Consider the following 17,901-nt stretch of genomic DNA (forward strand, 5'->3'; position numbering starts at 1 on the left):
CTATCCAATCTATTCTAACTCTCTTAATCTTCAAAAATACGAACAAATTCAGTATCAATTAATATTCCATCGCGAATTGATTTTTTCAAATTTCTAACAGTTCCCTCGCCTGGATACCTTACATTCTCTTCAGAATGGATTTTTCTAATATATGTATCCATTTTTTGGTAAAACTCACTTCCTAAAACTTGTTTAGGATCGATTGCAATAAATGTTTGACCAACATTCATACCAGACTGCGTCTGTTCAGAACTATAAAATTTATTTACAGTATCAGCAAATGCTGCCCCACTAATAACACCAGATAATACGTCTAAACATAGTGCAAGTCCATATCCCTTATGTTCTGCCAAAGGAAGTACTGTTCCTGATAGTGCACAATTGGAGTCAGTCGTGGGATTTCCATCCTTATCAAGTGCCCAACCTTCTGGAATATCTTCACCTAGCTTCTGAGCGATTCCAATTTTTGACTTAGCCACCTTGCTAGAAGCCATATCGAATAAAATCGGTCCCTCTTGCTCTCCTGGGATTGCAATGGATATAGGATTAGTTCCAATTAACGGCTTTTTCCCTCCCCATGGAGCCATTGCTGCAGGTGAATTGCTAAAGGCAACCCCAATTAACCCTTTATCTGATGCCATCTTTGTATATGTGAACGCTGCTCCGAAAGTATTCGCATTGCGTGAAAAGACCGTATGCATTCCATATTTTTCTGCTTCTTCAATTGCAATCTCCATTGCCTTTGTTGCAGTATACATTCCAACTCCATTATCCGCATCTACAACTGTAAATGAGGGAGACGAATTTAGAACTTTCATCGATGGTGTAAGATTGTATTTCCCCTCTTTGACACGTTTTAAATGCGGTAAAACCATTCTTATACCATGAGATTCGATTCCGCCTGCTTCAGTCAAAATCAGATTTTTCGAAATAATTTCTGCATCTACTTCTGACAGTCCTGCCTCTACAAAAAGACTAGTAAGTTTTCCTGATATTTCTTCTATTGATAAATGCAACTGTGACATAAAACTCCTTTAAACCGTTTTATTCGTATTAATATTATCTTCATTCTTCAATACTTTGATAATAGTTGTAAAAAAAATCTTCACATCAAGCCAAAAACTAATATTATTAGCATACCAAATATTCATTTGAATCCGTTCATTCCAATTTACTGTTTTTCGACCGTGTATCTGAGCCCAGCCAGTAACACCTGGTCGAAGCGAAAACATCACTCGCTCTGCATCTGTGTATTCTTCAAACGTTTTTGGATGATAAGTAAGTGGCGGCCTAAATCCGATTAAACTCATATCACCTTTTAAAATATTGATAAATTGTGGCAATTCGTCAATACTTGTCTTACGAATAAAATTACCAACTTTTGTAACTCGTGGATCACCTTCAAACGAGTACTGACCTGACCCCATTTTCTCTGCACCGACAGTCATAGAGCGAAATTTATAGACAGTAAATTCCTTTCCATACCTTCCTAATCTTTTTTGTTTAAAAATAGCTGGTCCGGGAGAATCTAACTTAATCGCTAGATAGGTCAATAATAAGACTGGTGATAAAGCAACTATTCCCACTACTGATACTAAAATATCAAAAATTCTCTTAACAATTAAGTATAATTTCATTTCTTTTTATTTCTCACAATCACATCTATTTTTTTTTGCATCGTTTCAAAATTTTCAACAAATTCTGCGTCATTTAACTCTGATAAATTTTCTTCAAATTCCCTTAATTTTCTTAACTCATTTCTAAAAATATCCTCTATATTCGATAATTCTGTCACTTTCTCAGCATTACAGAAGCTACGTGAAAGAATTGCGCGAGTTGACCCAAGTCTATAATGCTCCTTAACAATCATCTCTGCTGGCAGCTCTCCTAACCCCAGTCTAGCAATCCCACCAAATCCATATGGAATTTTAGCCTTATTTAGTTTTTGTGTAATTTCTGCCACTACACCATTCGTCAGTAATTCAAACATGAATGTTAGTCCCATATCTAAATGAAGATCATTTAATCCAATATGAATTTCATCAATCCCATTCAGTGTTAAAATACTATCAAGGTTATTAAATGCTTCTTTTGTTTCTAATAAGAGAACAACTTTTGCTCTACCACCAACAAAATCAATAAATTGAGATACCTCTGCCTTTGTTCGCCACATCGGCAACATAATTAAGTCAGCTCCCGACGCAATAACCTGCTCAATTTCTTGTTTGGAAGAATCATTTAAGGGGTTGACTCGCACTAACATCTCTGAAGTAGTCAATTTGCTAGAAATCAATCTTATATCACTGATCTTATGTTGAGATTGGACTGTGTCCATATTTTTTTGGCGTTCTGCTTTCCCAAGAGTCTCTAAATCTACCCAAATCCGTTCAACACCATACTTTTCAGCAATTAAAGCAACATCTAGCTGATTCGTAATATACATTAATGTTAGTCCCATAATATAATCTTCATCTCCTCTTGTAGCCTTACAAAAGTTCAGTTAAAATGTCGGAAACATTCTAACTTCTGTCAACCAAACTTCTCATAAAATCTGACAACAATACAAACTATTTGTAAATATCTAATTTTTCCGAACTCTACGAACTGGGTCATATCTGTTCACTTTTTGAGGTATTCCAACCTTCCTAGAACTTAAACATCGTTTAAACTCTAGGAAAGTAAAAATAACTTTTACTTTCTTTATTCTTGTTTTGCAAATTCAAGCAAGGCAGTTCTCAGTTCTTCCTTATCTTTTAATAGGAGACCATTGATAAAGGTTTGAACGACCTCTTCTTCTTTATTGGTGACACGACCGACGAAAATCTTTTCGTGAATTTGTTCGCTAACACGTTCTTCTGTTGATAATAATTCCTCGTAGAGTTTCTCTCCAGGACGAATTCCAGATTCCACAATTCCAATTTCATCTTCTGTATGACCACTTAATAAGATAACTTTTCGAGCTAACTCTAGTATCTGTACTGGTTCACCCATGTCTAAGACAAAAATTTCACCACCTTTTGCCAAATGTCCAGCTTGGATAACCAAACGACTGGCTTCTGGTATTGTCATGAAATAACGAGTCATTCTAAAATCAGTAACCGTAACAGGTCCACCTTTTCTAATTTGCTCTTTGAATAGCGGAACAACACTTCCTCGACTACCTAGAACATTCCCAAAACGGACTGCTGCAAATTGAGTCTGACCTGGCTCGTTTAAACCTGTAACAATCATTTCTGCAACACGTTTAGTCGCTCCCATTACATTTGGCGGATTAACAGCTTTATCTGTTGAAACCATAACAAATTTAGTAACCTTTGCAGTTTTAGCCGCCTCAGCCACATTCTTCGTTCCAAAAATATTATTCTTCACTGCTTCATGTGGATTATATTCCATCAAAGGAACATGCTTATGCGCTGCAGCATGATAAACAACATCGGGTTGATATTCAGCCATTATGCTAAAAATCAATTCTCTATCTTGAATATCTGCAATGAGCGGGACCAACTCAATCTTACCTTGGTACTTTTCCAGTAACTCTCGATGAATAAGATAGATTGAATTTTCTCCATGTCCAAGCAACAACAAGCGTTTAGGCGTAAACTTAGCAATTTGACGACATAGCTCTGAACCGATAGAGCCACCTGCTCCTGTGACAAGGATTGTTTTCCCTTTGAAAAACTGATTCAATTCATCCTGATCTAAAACAACCTCTGGTCGACCAAGAAGGTCTGCTACGTCAATTTCCTGAAAGGCACTGACAGACATATTCCCCGCCATAATGTCTTCAATGCTCGGCATATTATTGACGGTCACTCCTGTAGTGTTACAGATTTCAACAATCTTCTCTCTCTCCTTACCATTTAAAGAAGGGATGGCAATCGTCACTTGGTCAACAGCTAATTCTTCTACCAATCGTGGAATATCATTACGATTTCCTAAAACTTTAGCGGTACGGATAAATGTTCCAAGTTTATTTGGATCACGGTCAACTATACCGACAATCTCAAAATTCAATTTTCTATCTTCGACGGTATTGATAAAAATATTCCCACCATCTCCAGCACCTACTACTAAGATTCTTAGTGGGCTATCCTTCTTTCGAATGGCATTTTTTCTCGTCTCATGTAAGACTTTCCAAATAATCCTCGGAGTAATGAGCATTACATACGACAAAAATAAGGATACTAAGATGAAACGATAACTAAAGGTCTGCCATAGAATCATTGAAATGATTAAAAATAATGAATAAGCGGATATCAAACTCAGTCCTATTTTCACATAACTTTGATATCCAGTATACCTGGTAATTAGCGAAAAAACCTTTAGTCTAACTGAGATAATCAGATAGAATATTAAAACAAATAAAACTGCAAGAATGAAGCGTTCATCTGGAATGTCAATAATAACATCCAAAAACAGCCTGCTCAAAATCATGGAAACTGTAATAAGACACGTATCCATGCACATGAGTATCAATCGTTTACTGTTGCGCTCTAAAAGTTTATCGGTAACAGTTCCTAAATCCATTTTTCTCTCCACAATCTAGAGTAACCAGTTTAAATCGCCTGGTTTTTTAATAGCATAAGAGGATTCTTTTTCAGCAACGCTTTCGCTTTATCTTCGCCAAATTCCTCTGTTATTAACTTATAAGCCTCCCTCATAAACGGAGGTCTACTAGATAAATTATGCATATCACTGGCAACACAATGTACTAAATCCTGCTCTAAAAAATACCGAGTGCGTTTTTTTAATTCTTTTGCTCGATCGCCAATTAAAGCGGGCTTCAGCACATGGTTACTATTTACCTGAGTATAGCATCCCTTGTCAATTAGCTCTTCTACTCTCTCTGCATGAAACGCTAGGGCATCATATCGTTCTATATGAGCAAGTACGGGAGTTAGCCCAAGTAGCGTCACTTCGTTCACTGCTTCTTGAATCTCTTTCCAAGGAGTATTCATACTGAATTCCAAGAGAATATAGCGCGAGCCATTAAGTGTTGGTACTTTCTTTTTTTCAAGTTTGCTTAAGATATCTTTACTATAATACAATTCAGCACCATAGCACAATCGTATTTCAGGATAAACTTCTGCTACTGCTTCTTTAAGTTGAAGAAAGTTAGTCATGATAACTTTTTCTGGTGTTTCAAACATTCCTTTTCGTCTATGAGATGTCGCTACGATATAGCGAACACCTTGACGATAAGCTTCGCCTATCAAACTTAGGCTCTCTTCAATAGTTTTGGGGCCGTCATCCACACCAAATATGATATGCGAATGAATATCAATCATATTAATACCTACTTATCAAACTTATACCATCAAGAGGAAATCATTTTCTGCCGTAATTTCCGTAATTTCCATATTCACCATATTTTTCAGTGACTACATCATACTTGTTCAATATAACTCCCAAGAACGGCGTCCCTGTTTGTTCCAGTTGTTCTTTTACTTTCTTAACAGCTGAGCGTCTTACATTCCCAGCTTCTACTACTGCAACCATCGCATCACATTTCTGAGCAATGATAGCTGCATCAATCACCAATCCTAGCGGTGGACAGTCAACAATGACATAATCATAGTAGCGACGAAGTGTAGCTATTAAATTCTCGAAATTCTTACTTTGTAACAGGGCAGTAGGGTTAGGTGAAACCTTTCCTGACTCAATGACGGTCAAGTTTGGAATATCTGTATCGCATAATCCTTGAGACAAGTCTGTTGTCCCTGCTAAGTAATCCGTCAAACCTGTAATCTTTGTAACAGGTTTGAAAAAACCAGACATGACTGAATTTCGGATATCCGCATCCACCAAAACGGTCTTATAACCTGAACGAGCATAGGCAATAGCGAGACTAGCCGCAGTTGTACTCTTACCTTCATTTGACTGAACAGAGGTAATACCAACAACCTTAATATCTGCTCCGCTAAGCTGAATATTAGTACGGATAGCATTGAAATATTCCTCGGTTTTATTTACTATCTCTCTTTTTGTACGTGCAATTTCTAACGTTGCCATATTGTTCTCCTATTTCAATTTCTTCGAATCTGGCACCACACCAAGCAAGGTCAAGCCCATAACTTCTTCCACATCTTGTGGACGTTTTACGCGGTCATCCAAAACTTCCATAGCCAAGATAATTCCCGTTGCCAAGATACCCCCAGCTAATAAACCAAGCAAGATATTTCGTTTTGTATTTGGAGTGGTTGGTTCTTCTGCTGGGACTGCTTCTTCAAGTGTCGTCACATCGCTTACCTTGGTGACCTCAACAATCTTTTGTGCTGCAAAGGTGCGAAGGCTATTTGCAATACGTGCCGCTTCATTTGGATCCGCATCACGCACGGAAATAGAAACGATACGTGTATCAACAGGAATAGAAACTGAAATTTTTTCTTTCAGACTCTCTTTCAGATTCAATTCCGTTGCTACTTGTGTCAATACATCTTGTGATAGGATAATTTCCTTATAGTCTTTTACCAAATAGGTACCCGCTTGTAGCTCTTGGTTGGTCAACCCGGCACCAGCTTCTACATTTTGGCTTACTACATAGATACGAGTTGTCGCATCATATTGAGGTGTCACTAAAAAGCTACTGTAGACAAATGCCAACCCCGCAGTCAACACTGCAGTTAAGAGAATTAAAAATTTCTTTCTCCAAATTGTTTTTAGTAAGAATAAAACATCGATTTCGATTGCATTTACTTCTTGGTTGTTCATATTTTCTCCTAAAATCTTTATTTTTCAACAAGTACAGACTGAATCGCTGCCTTTGCTTGCTCCAGACTGTCTTGATTAATTTCCATCATATAAAGTTGTGATCCAGGCATCGCATAAGAAGATAAATCTGAGCGTCCTGTTCCTGTCAATGCTTGTGACTCTACTGTAAATTGTGTTCCTGACTCTAATTGGGTATTTACCAAGCCCATAATCGTTTCTAAGCTCAAATCTGTTTGGATAGATCCTTCCAAACCAGTTAGAATAGCTTGATAATTCGCTAGATTATCTGGTGAACTCAATTTTTTTATGAGGGCTGCAATGACTTTTTCTTGGTTTTGACCGCGATCATTATCCCCTCCCTCAAGTGAGTAACGTTCCCGAACAAAACCTAGCGCTTGCTCTGCATTTAAGTGAACCTGACCAACAGGAAAATAGTAGCCACCAACACGACTTGTAAATTCTTGGGTATTTTCTACATCAATACCACCAACCAAATCAATCAACTGTAAGAAGGAAGTGAAGTTGAGTCGGATATAATTACTGATGTCGATACCATAAAGATTTTCTAAGGTATGCACAGAGGCATTGACACCATAAATCCCAGCATGTGTTAGTTTATCGTATTGATTTTGCCCGCCATCTGCGATAGCAACGTATGAATCTCGTGGAGTAGTTGTCAATAAAATCTTATGTGTCGCACGATTGACAGTCATAATGATATTGACATCTGAACGAGAGACCGTAGAAATCGGTCCATAAGCATCAATACCACTAATATAGATATTAAAGCTATCTCCACTCACCTGCTCAGTAGCTGTTTCAACAGTCTGAGTCACTTTGAAACTATATATTTTTTTCACTTTTGAAGAAAAGTCTGGATCTTCATTTTCTAAAATATTGGTAAAAACTCCGTTGAAGACCATCGCTTGACTCTCACCATTTATCATAGATTGGTAGGCTGTCAGGTAAGAGGTCGCGGGGCTAGTCACTAGTTGAGTAGACTCCATTTTGGATATGTCATCCAATAAAGCGGTGATGTTATCTTGGTCGTATTCGGCAGGAGATAAAATACTAGTAAGCTGACGAACATCCGTAATATCACTATTTGCTGGGACGAGGATGCTCATTTCATATTCTGAAAATGTCGAATTTGAATTTAGTCGTGTCGAAAACTTAACAACTTCTTGCATTCCATATACTCCAACTGAAGTAATAAAGAGTGAAAAAACGAGTAAGAGTGCTGTAAAGACACGCGCTTTCTTACGCCACATCAATAATCCAGTCAATACTGCCACTCCTACTAGCAAAAGCGTCACAATATAATTTAAATACCGGAAATCTAAGATATTATAGCGATACATGGTCACTAAGAATAGACATAAAGTAATGGCGTAAAGTCCCCAAAGCGCAAAATTTATCAACTTGAGCTTAGACGATTTTCTCCGTCCGCTTCTCTTTTTCATAAACAACCTTCCTTTTTACTTATAACTTACCCATTATACCATAGAAATCAAGATTTTTCTAGATACACTCAACATCAGAAAACGTTATCTTGTTCATTATTTCACATTTTGATTGATCGGATGAAGGTCAGTTGGTTTGCCGTTGATTCGGAAGCACAATATTCAAAGCCATCCACCTTAAAATCTTGAATGTCCGATAATTTCTGAATATTGTTCTTAGCCAACCAGGACAGCAATCTTCCTCTACCTTTTTTTGATATAGTCGAGTGAACTTTTAGCTGACCTGCTTTTTCTTCCATGAAAAGAATTTTAACTAATCTTTTCTGAATCTGTGGAGAAAACACCTGCTCAAATTCTGACGAAGCCAACGAGAGAATCAGTTCATCATCACCAACTTCTTGGTCATAATACGGTCGCCAGTACTGTTTCAAAGACTGATTGCCTATCTTTAAGCTCCCTTGAAAATCTAAGCGGTGAGGTGAAATGAATTCAAAAGGATGAATCAATCCGTATAAGGCTGTCGCAACACGAACGTGATCACGTAGGTAATTTTCTTCTTTCGAATCTATACCTCGCCTATCCATATAACGATACATAAGACCATCATATAACTGCCAGGCTGGATAGGTTTTTGCTTGACCTGTCCTGATTCGATGCCAACGATCAGCTTCTAACTCAGCCTTTTCTTCATTCAATTTATAAAAGGCAGCCATCTTTTTTACATCAAATTGACTGATGGCATCCAGCACCTGCTTGCTTCGATCAGACAGGGGATAAAACGAGGCATTCTCTAGATTTGTATTTACTTCTTTTGCATTAGGTATAATTATTTTCATCACTTAATTATACCATAGAGTAGCTTAATTCCTGAGCCTCAACCCCATTATTCATATATTGTATTTCTGCAACTTTTCCTATATACTAGCTAGTAACATAGTCTATAAAAAAGGGGGCTTAGATGAAAAAATATCAAGTTATCATCCAAGATATTTTGACTGGAATAGAGGAACACCGATTCAAACGTGGAGAGAAATTACCTTCTATCCGTCAACTCAGCGAGCACTATCATTGTAGCAAAGACACTGTCCAAAAGGCTATGTTGGAATTAAAGTACCAAAATAAGATCTACGCTGTCGAAAAAAGCGGTTATTATATCTTAGAAGATAGAGATTTCCAAGACCATACTGTAGAGCTCAATCCTGCAGACTTTCAAGAATTACCCTATGAAGATTTTCGGATTTGTCTAAACGAAAGTCTTATTGGGCGGGAAAATTACCTATTCAACTACTATCACCAGCAAGAGGGATTGGCAGAATTGATTTCCTCCGTTCAAAGTCTGTTAATGGACTATCATGTCTATACAAAAAAAGACCAGCTGGTTATCACAGCTGGTAGTCAACAAGCTCTATATATTCTCACACAAATGGAAACCTTGGCTGGAAAAACGGAAATCTTGATAGAGAACCCTACCTACTCACGAATGATCGAGCTCATTCGACATCAAGGAATCCCCTATCAAACAATTGAACGGGATTTAGATGGAATTGACCTAGAAGAATTGGAAAGTATCTTCCAAACTGGAAAAATTAAGTTTTTCTACACAATTCCTCGCTTGCACAACCCTCTCGGTTCAACCTATGATATAGCAACAAAAACAGCCATCGTAAAATTAGCAAAGCAATACGATGTCTACATCATTGAGGATGACTATTTGGCAGATTTCGACTCTAGTCATAGCCTACCTTTACACTATCTTGATACAGATAATCGTGTCATCTACATAAAATCTTTTACACCGACACTCTTTCCTGCCCTCCGAATCGGTGCAATCAGCCTTCCTAACCAGCTACGTGATACCTTCATCAAACATAAGAGTCTAATCGATTACGATACCAATCTTATCATGCAAAAAGCTCTCTCACTCTACATTGATAACGGTATGTTTGCACGAAACACACAGCATCTTCATCATATTTATCACGCTCAGTGGAATAAAATAAAAGATTGTTTAGAGAAATACGCTTTGAACATCCCATATCGAATTTCCAAAGGGAGCGTGACCTTTCAGCTAAGCAAGGGAATTCTTTCACCTAGCATCCAACACATGTTTGGAAAGTGTTATTATTTCAGCGGACAGAATGCTGATTTCTTACAGATCTTCTTTGAACAAGATTTTGCAGATAAGCTGGAGCAATTCGTAAGATATTTGAATGAATAAAATCTAATAACCTCATACAAACAATCCCCCTCGAACTTAAAAGACGAGGGGGATTATTCTATAGTGGAAATTACATCCCAAAATTGTTATACTCTTCGAAAATCAAAATGATCCATTGTCAAGAGCCTTGATGAGTGAAAAGCTCCAGTGGAGGTTTTCAGCCTGTTACCTTGAAATAAGATAGTAACAGAGTTCTATCTTCGACTTCGTTTCCTAGGCTACTTTTGATTTTCATTGAGTATTACTCTGTGAATCACGCTTTCACTTCATAGCCCATCAAAAGTCCGCCTTCTTCAGCATAAAAACTGCATAGACCTGATGTTGCAACTTCGTCAATAACAGCCATTGGAAAACTTGCTTTTACCAACTCTGAGAATTGTTGGAAAAACTTGGCATTGTTGCGGTGGGCCATGACAATTCGACCACCATCATAGCCTGCTTTTTTCATTTCTTCAAAGGCCGCTGTCACAGATTTCTTATGACCACGCGCCTTTTGAAGCAACTCTAATTTTCCTTCAGCGCTTGCCTCACCAACCATACGGATATTGAGAAGACCAACGACAGTGCCTACCAATTTGCTCAGCCTTCCATTCTTAACAAGATTATCAACCTTCGCTAAAACAAAGAGAAGCTTACTGTGTTCCCGATAGTGAGTTATCGCTTCTACTACTTGTGGAAAATCTAATCCTGCACCAATTAAGCGATTGATTTCGTCTACAAGTAAATCCATTTCCCCACTAGCTGACAAACTATCTATCAAATGGATATTGACAGTCGGATGCTCTTCTATATACATATCCCTAGCTACACGTGCCGCATTAAAACTCCCCGATAGCCCACCTGTAATCGTCACAACAATAATGTTCTCAGCTCCCTCAAAAGCTGCCTGATAAGCCTGCGGACTTGGACACGCCGACCCAGCTGCAGCCTTAGATGCCTCCATCACCTCCATCATGTGATCAATATCCAAGCTTGCATCATCAACAAATGCTTGTTCTCCAACTTGAATGGTAAGTGGCACACTAATAAATTCCGTATCCGGAGCTAGATTAGCTAATTGACGATAGTCGCAACCCGAATCTGCAACAATTTTCCATTTTGACATAATATTCTCATTTCCAATTTTACTTTTTTATTTGACAATAAATCTCTATTTACTTACAATTATATCATTAAACTACCCCATCTGAAAGCATTTTCTTTCAGATGGGACACTCGGAAAAGGAAAACTATGGCAGGTCGTAAAATTTCACCCCAATCTTTGAAAAACCTCTATCAATCAAATAAAGAAGCGAATCAACTGACTAAGGAATCAATAGAAACTGCTCTGCTATTTCTCCTAGAGAAAAAGGAGCTCAAGCAAATTTCGGTATCTGAATTGGTTCGTAAAGCGGGAGTTTCTCGCAACGCTTTCTATCGCAATTATAAGTCAAAAGAAGAAATTTTAGAGATTTATTACGAACGGACTTCCAGCAACCTTAAAAAGAAATGGCATGATTTGCAGGATAAAGTTCAAAAGGACGGCGTCAAGCAAAGCTTTGCAGATTTTGTCCAAGAACAAAAACGCAAGGCAGAGCAAAGCAAAACCCTGTCCAACGTCAGTCAATGGATCAAGGAAAAAACAAAACGGGATTAAATGTCCCGTTTTTTGCTTGCTTTCTATTTTTTACCCAATTTTCTCGTCTTTTTGAGGGCAGCAGCGACTGCCTTGATGATGGCGTAACGGAAGCCTTCTTTTTCAAGAGCTACCACGCCTGCGATGGTCGAACCGCCTGGTGAGGTCACTTCCTGTCGGAGCTGGGCTGGGTGCTTGTCGCTGTCCAAGACCATTTGAGCGGTACCTGTTAGGGTTTGAGCTGCAAGAACTTTGGCGTCTTGAGCCGTCAGTCCGTTCTGCACACCGGCATCGGTCAGGGCCTCAATCATCTGATAGACAAAGGCTGGTCCGCAGCCTGCGATAGCCGTCGCTGCGTCGATCAGACTCTCTGGCACCTGCTGGACCTTGCCTGATTTTTCTAGGATTTGTTCCAATAGCGGAGCAAGCTCTGGATTGACCAAGCTATAGGTTGTCATACCTTGGCCGATAGCGACAGGTGTGTTAGGCATGATTCGAATGAGGTTATCTGCCGACACAAATTCTGCCAGGCTGTCAATGGTCACTCCAGCTGCCATGGAAATCCAGATAGCCGACGGATTCTGGCTAATCTGGTCCTGTAAGGCTGACAAAACGGACTCAATCAGGTGAGGCTTGACCCCAAGGAAAATGACCTCGGCCTGCTCTGCGATTTCCCCATTAGAAAAAAGCTGACCGCCCACCTTCTCTTGAAGAGCCTGGGCTTTTGCTGGGTTATGGTTGCTGAGTAGGAGCTGGGTATCTGGCTGCTGGCTGACCGCTTGGGCCAGGGCTGCTCCCATGTTGCCCAGTCCGATAAATCCAATCTTCATCTTGTCCTCCTAACGAATGTGGCCGTCGCCGGTGATGATGTACTTGTAGGTGGTCATCTCACGCAGGCCCATAGGACCACGGGCGTGCATCTTCTGGGTGGAAATGCCCAACTCGCAGCCTAGACCGAACTCACCACCGTCTGTGAATCGTGTCGAAGCATTGACATAGACCGCCGCCGAATCCACATAGAGTGTGAAAAGTTCAGCCGTCTGGCTGTTTTCCGTCACAATGGACTCGCTGTGCCCTGTCGAGTGTTGAGCGATATGGCTGATAGCTTCTTCTACACTTGAAACAATTTTGACAGCCAAGACATAGTCCAAAAATTCTGTGTCAAAATCTTGGTCGCCTGCTGGTATGGATTGGTTTAGAATAGCCTGGGCTTGACTGTCAGCACGTAACTCCACCTGACCAGCAATAGCTTCTTCCAAACGAGGTAGGAATTGACTGGCAATGGCTTCGTGAACCAGCAAGACTTCCGCTGCATTGCAGACTGAGGGACGACTGGTTTTGGCATTGACAACAATCTGAAGGGCCTTGTCCAAGTCTGCGTCCTTGTCCACATAGACATGGCAGATACCTGTCCCAGTTTCGATGACAGGGACTGTCGCATTTTCAACGACGGCTTGAATGAGTCCTGCACCGCCACGTGGCACTAAGAGGTCAATCTTGCCTTTGGCAGTCATCAATTCCGTCGCAGAGGTCCGGCTGGTATCTTGGACCAACTCGATGACTTTTGGCGAAAGACCCGCCTTCTCCAAACCAGCCTTGAGGGCTGTGACAATGGCTTGAGCCGAATGAAAGGCTTCCTTGCCACCACGCAAAATGACTGCGTTTCCGCTCTTGATAGCAAGGGCAGCAGCGTCTGAGGTCACATTTGGACGACTTTCGTAAATCATTCCTACCAAGCCAAAGGGAATAGATTTCTTGCGAATGTTCAAGCCGTCTGCCCGAGTGGTTTCTTCCAAGACTAGTCCAACAGGATCGGGTAAGCCAATCAAGGCACGAATGCCGTCTGCCATAGCTTCAATCCGCTCTGCAGTCAAGAGCAGTCTGTCCTGCATGACCTGACTAATCTTTCCTTGGGCATTCTCCATATCAATGGCATTGCCTGCTAAAATTACCTCCGTCTGAGCAACCAACTGGTCTGCCATAGCTGACAGGGCCTGGTTTTTCTGTTCGGTTGTCGCAAGGTTGATTGAAGCCTTGTGAGCCAATAAACTATCTAATAATGCTTGTGTTGTTGTCATAAATTTCTCCTACTTAGTCTTTCAGTTTGCTCGCTCGTCAACATAATCAAGATAAACTGAATAACTATAAGCTCACCCAATCGTTGCGGTGAATGAACACGCCCTCTGCTCTGCCATTTGCCAACTGGTCCTGTAAGTCTTTAGAGGACAGTTTGACCCGCCCTTTACCAATCAAACGGTGGTCTGCCTGGCTGTAAACTTCCACAACCTGCCCCACTTCAAAGTCACCTTCAAGAGCTTTGACACCAGCAGCTAGCAAACTGCGACCTTGGTGCAACATCGCCTCAACAGCTCCCGCATCCACTTCAACCGCTGCATCTGTTCGGGCGTAGAAGGCCATCCACTGCTTGCGTTGGTTCATAGCATGGTCATCTGCTAAAAAGAGGGTGCCACGGTTGGCTTGGGTGACTGCTTGTAAGAGAGCGGTATCCTCTTTTGAAGAGCAGATAAAGACGGGCACGCCTGACTTGGTCGCAATCTGTGCCGCTTGCAATTTTGTGGTCATGCCACCAGTCCCGTTGGACGAGCCTGCTCCTGCCGCCATGGCAAACAAATCTTCCGTAATTTCCTTGATTTCAGGCAAATGCTGGGCAGTCGGATCGCTGTTGGGATTGGCTGTGTAAAGCCCGTCCACATCCGTCAAAAGCACCAAGAGGTCTGCTTTCAAGAGCGAAGCCACCTGGGCAGACAGGGTATCGTTGTCCCCCACCTTGATTTCCTCAATGGCAATGGTATCATTTTCATTGATAATGGGAATAGCCCGTTGCTTGAGCAAAACCTGCAAGGCCTGAGAGGCATTCTGATAACGTCTGGCATCCGCAAAATCATCCTGAGTCAGCAAAATCTGAGCCGACACAATACCGTCTTTCATCAGATTCTGCGTGTATTCCTCAATCAGCAAGCCCTGACCCACTGCTGCAGAAGCCTGTTTCTCCGCAATCTTGGTCGGTCGCTTGTCAAATCCCAATCTCCGAAAACCAGCAGCAATTGAGCCCGAAGTCACCAGCACAATCTGGTAGCCCTTCTGATGCAACTGAGCCAACTGATTGGTAATCCGAGCAATCTTGATCCGGTCCAGGCTGCCATTTTCTTGGGTCAGAGAGCTGGTGCCCACCTTAAATACGATTGTTTTTTCTGTCATAATCTCTTCTCACAAAAACTAATATTTGGAAAATTATACCATATTTTAGGTATAAAGAAAATCAATGTTATTTAGCAGAGAATGAGGGAAAATTCCTAGAAATAGGTAAGCTTATACTCAAAACTAAAAGGAGAACTTGTCGCCTCCCTTTAATCTATTCAAAAAATTCCTGTGAGATTGTTACCATTTCACTTTCGCTAGGCTGTAACACTTGATAATCCTTCTCAAAGAAGGAGAGAACTTGCTGTCCATAGCGTTTGGTATGGATGCGAGGATCTAATACCAAGACTAGAGAATCTTGTTTGTCATGTCGATTGGTGCGTCCAATGGCTTGACGCAACTTAATCATCATCATAGGTAGGCTGTAATCATAAAATGGATTTTTCCCTTCCTTACGTAGATGGTGATTGATTTTCTGGACAAAACGGTCCTTTGGATTGTCGAATGGCAGCCTTGTAATGACCTGAATCAATTGGTCCTGGCTGGCAAAGTCAGCTCCCTCCCAGAATACGCCTGTGCCGAGTAAAATTTGGCATTCCCCTCGTTCAAATTTGCGTTTGAGTGTCATTTCCTGTCCATGCTTGTGCTGGGCTAGGTGGGGAATGTTATTGTCTTCTAACAAATCCGACACCTGCAAGAGCAGAGAAATCGATGTGAACAAGACCAAAATCGGTCGTCCCAGCTCTGCTATTTCTCTTAAAGTAGTAGCCAAATAAGCTGCATGCTCCTCCTTGGTCCAAGCGAGGATGTCGGGGAGATGAGTCGGAAAAAGCAGCTGCTGGTTGGTCACAGTTTGAGTCGGTATCAAATCCAAAGTGACCTGCTCAAAGCCCAGCAGATCCGCCAGACTGACCTTTTTGCTGATGGTCAAGGTGGCGCTGATGCAGAAAATCTTGGTATCAGGCAGGTAGCTGGTCGCATTTAGGAGACTGTCCTTGGAGCCCCGCAAATAGGCAAGCCGCTTTTCTTCTAAATTTTTCTCCTCCAACCAAAAGGTATCGTAATAGTCTATGAGCTGATGCAAGTCGTTCAAATCAACATCTCCAAGCTCCACCAGGTTCTGACCAAGTTGATGAAGTTCAGCCTTTTGAACCTCTCGTTGACCATGCTGGCGAAAACGACTCAAAAAATGGTTGAGTTCAAACTGGCAAGACTCATACAAGCGTTGGTCCAAAATAGTCGTCGCTCTGTCCTTTTTACTTTGCAATACTTGTAACATACTTGTCAAATCTTGCGAAGCCGTCGCTAGATTTTCAGCAGCCAAGAGAAACTTTTGAGCTTCATCAATCACCACCAGACGCTTATCCATGAGAGGGTCTTGATCCTTAAGATGGTTGAGAAAATAAGCGTGGTTGGTAATGAGCAATCTACTAGAGAGAGCTTGTTGGTTCAACCGTTGCCAAAAATCCCAGCCCCCAAAAAGACTTTCAGTCTCCAATTTCCCATCGTGGGCAATCTCATCAAAGTAGGCTTGATAGCGTTGTTTCTGCTTGAGTTCGTCCAAATCGCCTGTGTGAGTTTCTGTCAGCCAGACCAGGACCTGCATCTTAAATTGATTGACCAGGCGATTATCATCCTGCCTTTGCAGGGTTCTCCAATAGCTGTCTAACTTGATAAAATGCTTGGGCGATTTTAGAGAGACTATGGGAATACGAAATATCTCTTTAAGCTTGCTCCCTTCCTTTTCCATAATCTGCTCTTGAAGGAGCTTGGTCGGTACGGTGACCAATAAAGGCTGGTCTGACTTAGCAAGTAAAGGCAAGAGATAACCGTAAGTCTTCCCCAAGCCTGCCTGTGCCTGTATAAAATGCACTTTTTCTGCATCTGCCAAGCGTTTTTCTACTACTTGAGCAAATGCAGTTTGTTTTTTGCGTTCATGCAAGCCGAGAAGGGCAATATTGGTCGAAAAATCTTCAGATAATCGGTAGGCCGACTTGATTTCTTCTGGCTTTTTCAAGACCAAGCCATGAATAGATTCTAAATCGTATGATAGGTTTTCTGACAGAACAGGCACCATTTCATCAATGACCAGACGGGATTCAAAGAGCAGATTGTCCGCCAAATCAAGAATCTTTTCAACAATAGACCTGGGTAAGCTCTTTATTTTCTCTTGAATTTTGATGAGCAAGCGCGCCGTAGCCATGGCATCTGATATGGCCGTGTGCGCCTGGTCCAAACCAAGTTCCAAATGCTCTGCAAGATTTCCCAAGCTGTATTTTTCAAAAGTCGGGAAAAATAGCTGTGATAATTCCACCGTATCTACACGTGGCGTCAACAGTTCATAGCCTTCAAAAAAGAGTGCTTCTGCCAAGAGATTGGCATCAAATTTGACATTATGGGCTACAAAAATAGCATCTCCAATCATGTCATAAATGGTACTTGCTACCTGACCAAAATCCGGAGCCTGACTTAGCTGTTGGTCTGTGATACCTGTCAGATTCTTGATATGGTCATCCAGTAGCTCATAGGGATTGATGTCCGTTGCGTAACTGTCAATGATTTCTCCATTTTCAACGAGAACAATCCCGATTTGAATGATTTTTGCATCGGTACCTGTACCAGTTGCTTCCAAATCGACAACGGCATACCGATTGCTTGTTCTTGTGTCTTTCATACTGTTCATTATAGCATATTCCCTCTCATGGAAAAAGCTCCAAACAAATTCCATGAAGAAG

16 protein-coding genes are annotated in these 17,901 nt (G+C 40.9%); 2 read left to right on the forward strand and 14 right to left on the reverse strand.

The features are described from left to right. Positions 1-23: 23 nt before the first annotated feature. From K5Q34_RS04120 to yaaA, 9 genes are all read right to left on the reverse strand, one after another. Entirely contained in the window at positions 24-1,025 is a 1,002-nt protein-coding gene (locus tag K5Q34_RS04120) for an Ldh family oxidoreductase (RefSeq protein WP_105242334.1), read from the reverse strand. A gap of 9 nt (positions 1,026-1,034) precedes the next feature. Next, complete coding sequence (locus K5Q34_RS04125; protein ID WP_029743428.1) at positions 1,035-1,637, reverse strand: sugar transferase; 603 nt, start codon at positions 1,635-1,637, stop codon at positions 1,035-1,037. Continuing rightward, the gene (locus tag K5Q34_RS04130) at positions 1,634-2,458 is read right to left on the reverse strand and encodes an aldolase/citrate lyase family protein (protein WP_024408435.1); all 825 of its coding nucleotides are present in this window, start codon (positions 2,456-2,458) and stop codon (positions 1,634-1,636) included. Before K5Q34_RS04130 ends, K5Q34_RS04125 begins: the two co-directional genes overlap by 4 nt. Positions 2,459-2,700: 242 nt before the next feature. Then, entirely contained in the window at positions 2,701-4,527 is a 1,827-nt protein-coding gene (locus K5Q34_RS04135; protein ID WP_105119472.1) for a nucleoside-diphosphate sugar epimerase/dehydratase, read from the reverse strand. Positions 4,528-4,556: 29 nt separating this feature from the next. Continuing rightward, a complete protein-coding gene (gene cps4B / locus K5Q34_RS04140; RefSeq protein ID WP_221864560.1) occupies positions 4,557-5,288 on the reverse strand; it encodes a capsular polysaccharide biosynthesis protein Cps4B in 732 nt (243 codons plus the stop codon). A 40-nt stretch (positions 5,289-5,328) separates the two neighbouring features. Further along, positions 5,329-6,012: a tyrosine-protein kinase gene (locus K5Q34_RS04145; protein WP_024407532.1), complete on the reverse strand. Its 684-nt coding sequence runs from the start codon at positions 6,010-6,012 to the stop codon at positions 5,329-5,331. 9 nt (positions 6,013-6,021) lie between these two features. After that, positions 6,022-6,711 carry a YveK family protein gene (locus tag K5Q34_RS04150; RefSeq protein WP_024400832.1) on the reverse strand — a complete coding sequence of 230 codons (690 nt, stop codon included), beginning with the start codon at positions 6,709-6,711 and terminating at the stop codon, positions 6,022-6,024. 17 nt (positions 6,712-6,728) lie between these two features. Further along, entirely contained in the window at positions 6,729-8,174 is a 1,446-nt protein-coding gene (locus tag K5Q34_RS04155; protein ID WP_105242330.1) for an LCP family protein, read from the reverse strand. Positions 8,175-8,275: 101 nt separating this feature from the next. Next, positions 8,276-9,010, reverse strand: coding sequence for a peroxide stress protein YaaA (yaaA, locus tag K5Q34_RS04160; protein WP_172115100.1), 735 nt, complete (start codon positions 9,008-9,010; stop codon positions 8,276-8,278). A gap of 122 nt (positions 9,011-9,132) precedes the next feature. Between yaaA and K5Q34_RS04165 the strand changes: the two genes are divergently transcribed. Beyond that, positions 9,133-10,392 (forward strand): PLP-dependent aminotransferase family protein, encoded by a 1,260-nt coding sequence (locus K5Q34_RS04165; RefSeq protein ID WP_172115102.1) that lies wholly within the window; start codon positions 9,133-9,135, stop codon positions 10,390-10,392. A gap of 253 nt (positions 10,393-10,645) precedes the next feature. Here the strand turns inward: K5Q34_RS04165 and K5Q34_RS04170 are convergent, their stop codons facing one another. Beyond that, on the reverse strand, positions 10,646-11,497 hold the full coding sequence (locus K5Q34_RS04170) for a DegV family protein (RefSeq protein WP_172115104.1): 852 nt from the start codon (positions 11,495-11,497) through the stop codon (positions 10,646-10,648). 126 nt (positions 11,498-11,623) lie between these two features. Here K5Q34_RS04170 and K5Q34_RS04175 point away from each other — a divergent pair, with 126 nt between their 5' ends. Then, entirely contained in the window at positions 11,624-12,028 is a 405-nt protein-coding gene (locus K5Q34_RS04175; RefSeq protein WP_044781820.1) for a TetR/AcrR family transcriptional regulator, read from the forward strand. 23 nt (positions 12,029-12,051) lie between these two features. On the opposite strand, the gene proC is transcribed toward K5Q34_RS04175, so the two are convergent. The 4 genes from proC to K5Q34_RS04195 all read right to left on the reverse strand — a co-directional run bounded on the left by proC (position 12,052) and on the right by K5Q34_RS04195 (position 17,849). Continuing rightward, on the reverse strand, positions 12,052-12,837 hold the full coding sequence (gene proC / locus K5Q34_RS04180; protein ID WP_172115106.1) for a pyrroline-5-carboxylate reductase: 786 nt from the start codon (positions 12,835-12,837) through the stop codon (positions 12,052-12,054). A gap of 9 nt (positions 12,838-12,846) precedes the next feature. Next, positions 12,847-14,085 (reverse strand): glutamate-5-semialdehyde dehydrogenase, encoded by a 1,239-nt coding sequence (locus K5Q34_RS04185; protein WP_172115109.1) that lies wholly within the window; start codon positions 14,083-14,085, stop codon positions 12,847-12,849. Positions 14,086-14,149: 64 nt separating this feature from the next. Beyond that, a complete protein-coding gene (proB, locus tag K5Q34_RS04190; protein ID WP_029998657.1) occupies positions 14,150-15,226 on the reverse strand; it encodes a glutamate 5-kinase in 1,077 nt (358 codons plus the stop codon). Positions 15,227-15,380: 154 nt separating this feature from the next. Further along, positions 15,381-17,849 carry a bifunctional DnaQ family exonuclease/ATP-dependent helicase gene (locus K5Q34_RS04195; protein ID WP_398578128.1) on the reverse strand — a complete coding sequence of 823 codons (2,469 nt, stop codon included), beginning with the start codon at positions 17,847-17,849 and terminating at the stop codon, positions 15,381-15,383. Positions 17,850-17,901: the final 52 nt, after the last annotated feature.

It is taken from the genome of Streptococcus sp. 2018110 (assembly GCF_019754115.1).
GTDB classification, from domain to species: Bacteria; Bacillota; Bacilli; order Lactobacillales; family Streptococcaceae; genus Streptococcus; species Streptococcus hashimotonensis.

Bases quoted from the DNA above. Each gene is read 5' to 3' on its own strand.
- K5Q34_RS04145 (WP_024407532.1), bottom strand. From the start codon at position 6,012: ATGGCAACGTTAGAAATTGCACGTACAAAAAGAGAGATAGTAAATAAA.
- K5Q34_RS04175 (WP_044781820.1), top strand. From the start codon at position 11,624: ATGGCAGGTCGTAAAATTTCACCCCAATCTTTGAAAAACCTCTATCAA.
- K5Q34_RS04130 (WP_024408435.1), bottom strand. From the start codon at position 2,458: ATGGGACTAACATTAATGTATATTACGAATCAGCTAGATGTTGCTTTA.
- K5Q34_RS04150 (WP_024400832.1), bottom strand. From the start codon at position 6,711: ATGAACAACCAAGAAGTAAATGCAATCGAAATCGATGTTTTATTCTTA.
- yaaA (WP_172115100.1), bottom strand. From the start codon at position 9,010: ATGAAAATAATTATACCTAATGCAAAAGAAGTAAATACAAATCTAGAG.
- K5Q34_RS04120 (WP_105242334.1), bottom strand. From the start codon at position 1,025: ATGTCACAGTTGCATTTATCAATAGAAGAAATATCAGGAAAACTTACT.
- K5Q34_RS04125 (WP_029743428.1), bottom strand. From the start codon at position 1,637: ATGAAATTATACTTAATTGTTAAGAGAATTTTTGATATTTTAGTATCA.
- proB (WP_029998657.1), bottom strand. From the start codon at position 15,226: ATGACAGAAAAAACAATCGTATTTAAGGTGGGCACCAGCTCTCTGACC.
- K5Q34_RS04165 (WP_172115102.1), top strand. From the start codon at position 9,133: ATGAAAAAATATCAAGTTATCATCCAAGATATTTTGACTGGAATAGAG.
- proC (WP_172115106.1), bottom strand. From the start codon at position 12,837: ATGAAGATTGGATTTATCGGACTGGGCAACATGGGAGCAGCCCTGGCC.
- K5Q34_RS04155 (WP_105242330.1), bottom strand. From the start codon at position 8,174: ATGAAAAAGAGAAGCGGACGGAGAAAATCGTCTAAGCTCAAGTTGATA.
- K5Q34_RS04135 (WP_105119472.1), bottom strand. From the start codon at position 4,527: ATGGATTTAGGAACTGTTACCGATAAACTTTTAGAGCGCAACAGTAAA.
- K5Q34_RS04170 (WP_172115104.1), bottom strand. From the start codon at position 11,497: ATGTCAAAATGGAAAATTGTTGCAGATTCGGGTTGCGACTATCGTCAA.
- K5Q34_RS04195 (WP_398578128.1), bottom strand. From the start codon at position 17,849: ATGAACAGTATGAAAGACACAAGAACAAGCAATCGGTATGCCGTTGTC.
- K5Q34_RS04185 (WP_172115109.1), bottom strand. From the start codon at position 14,085: ATGACAACAACACAAGCATTATTAGATAGTTTATTGGCTCACAAGGCT.
- cps4B (WP_221864560.1), bottom strand. From the start codon at position 5,288: ATGATTGATATTCATTCGCATATCATATTTGGTGTGGATGACGGCCCC.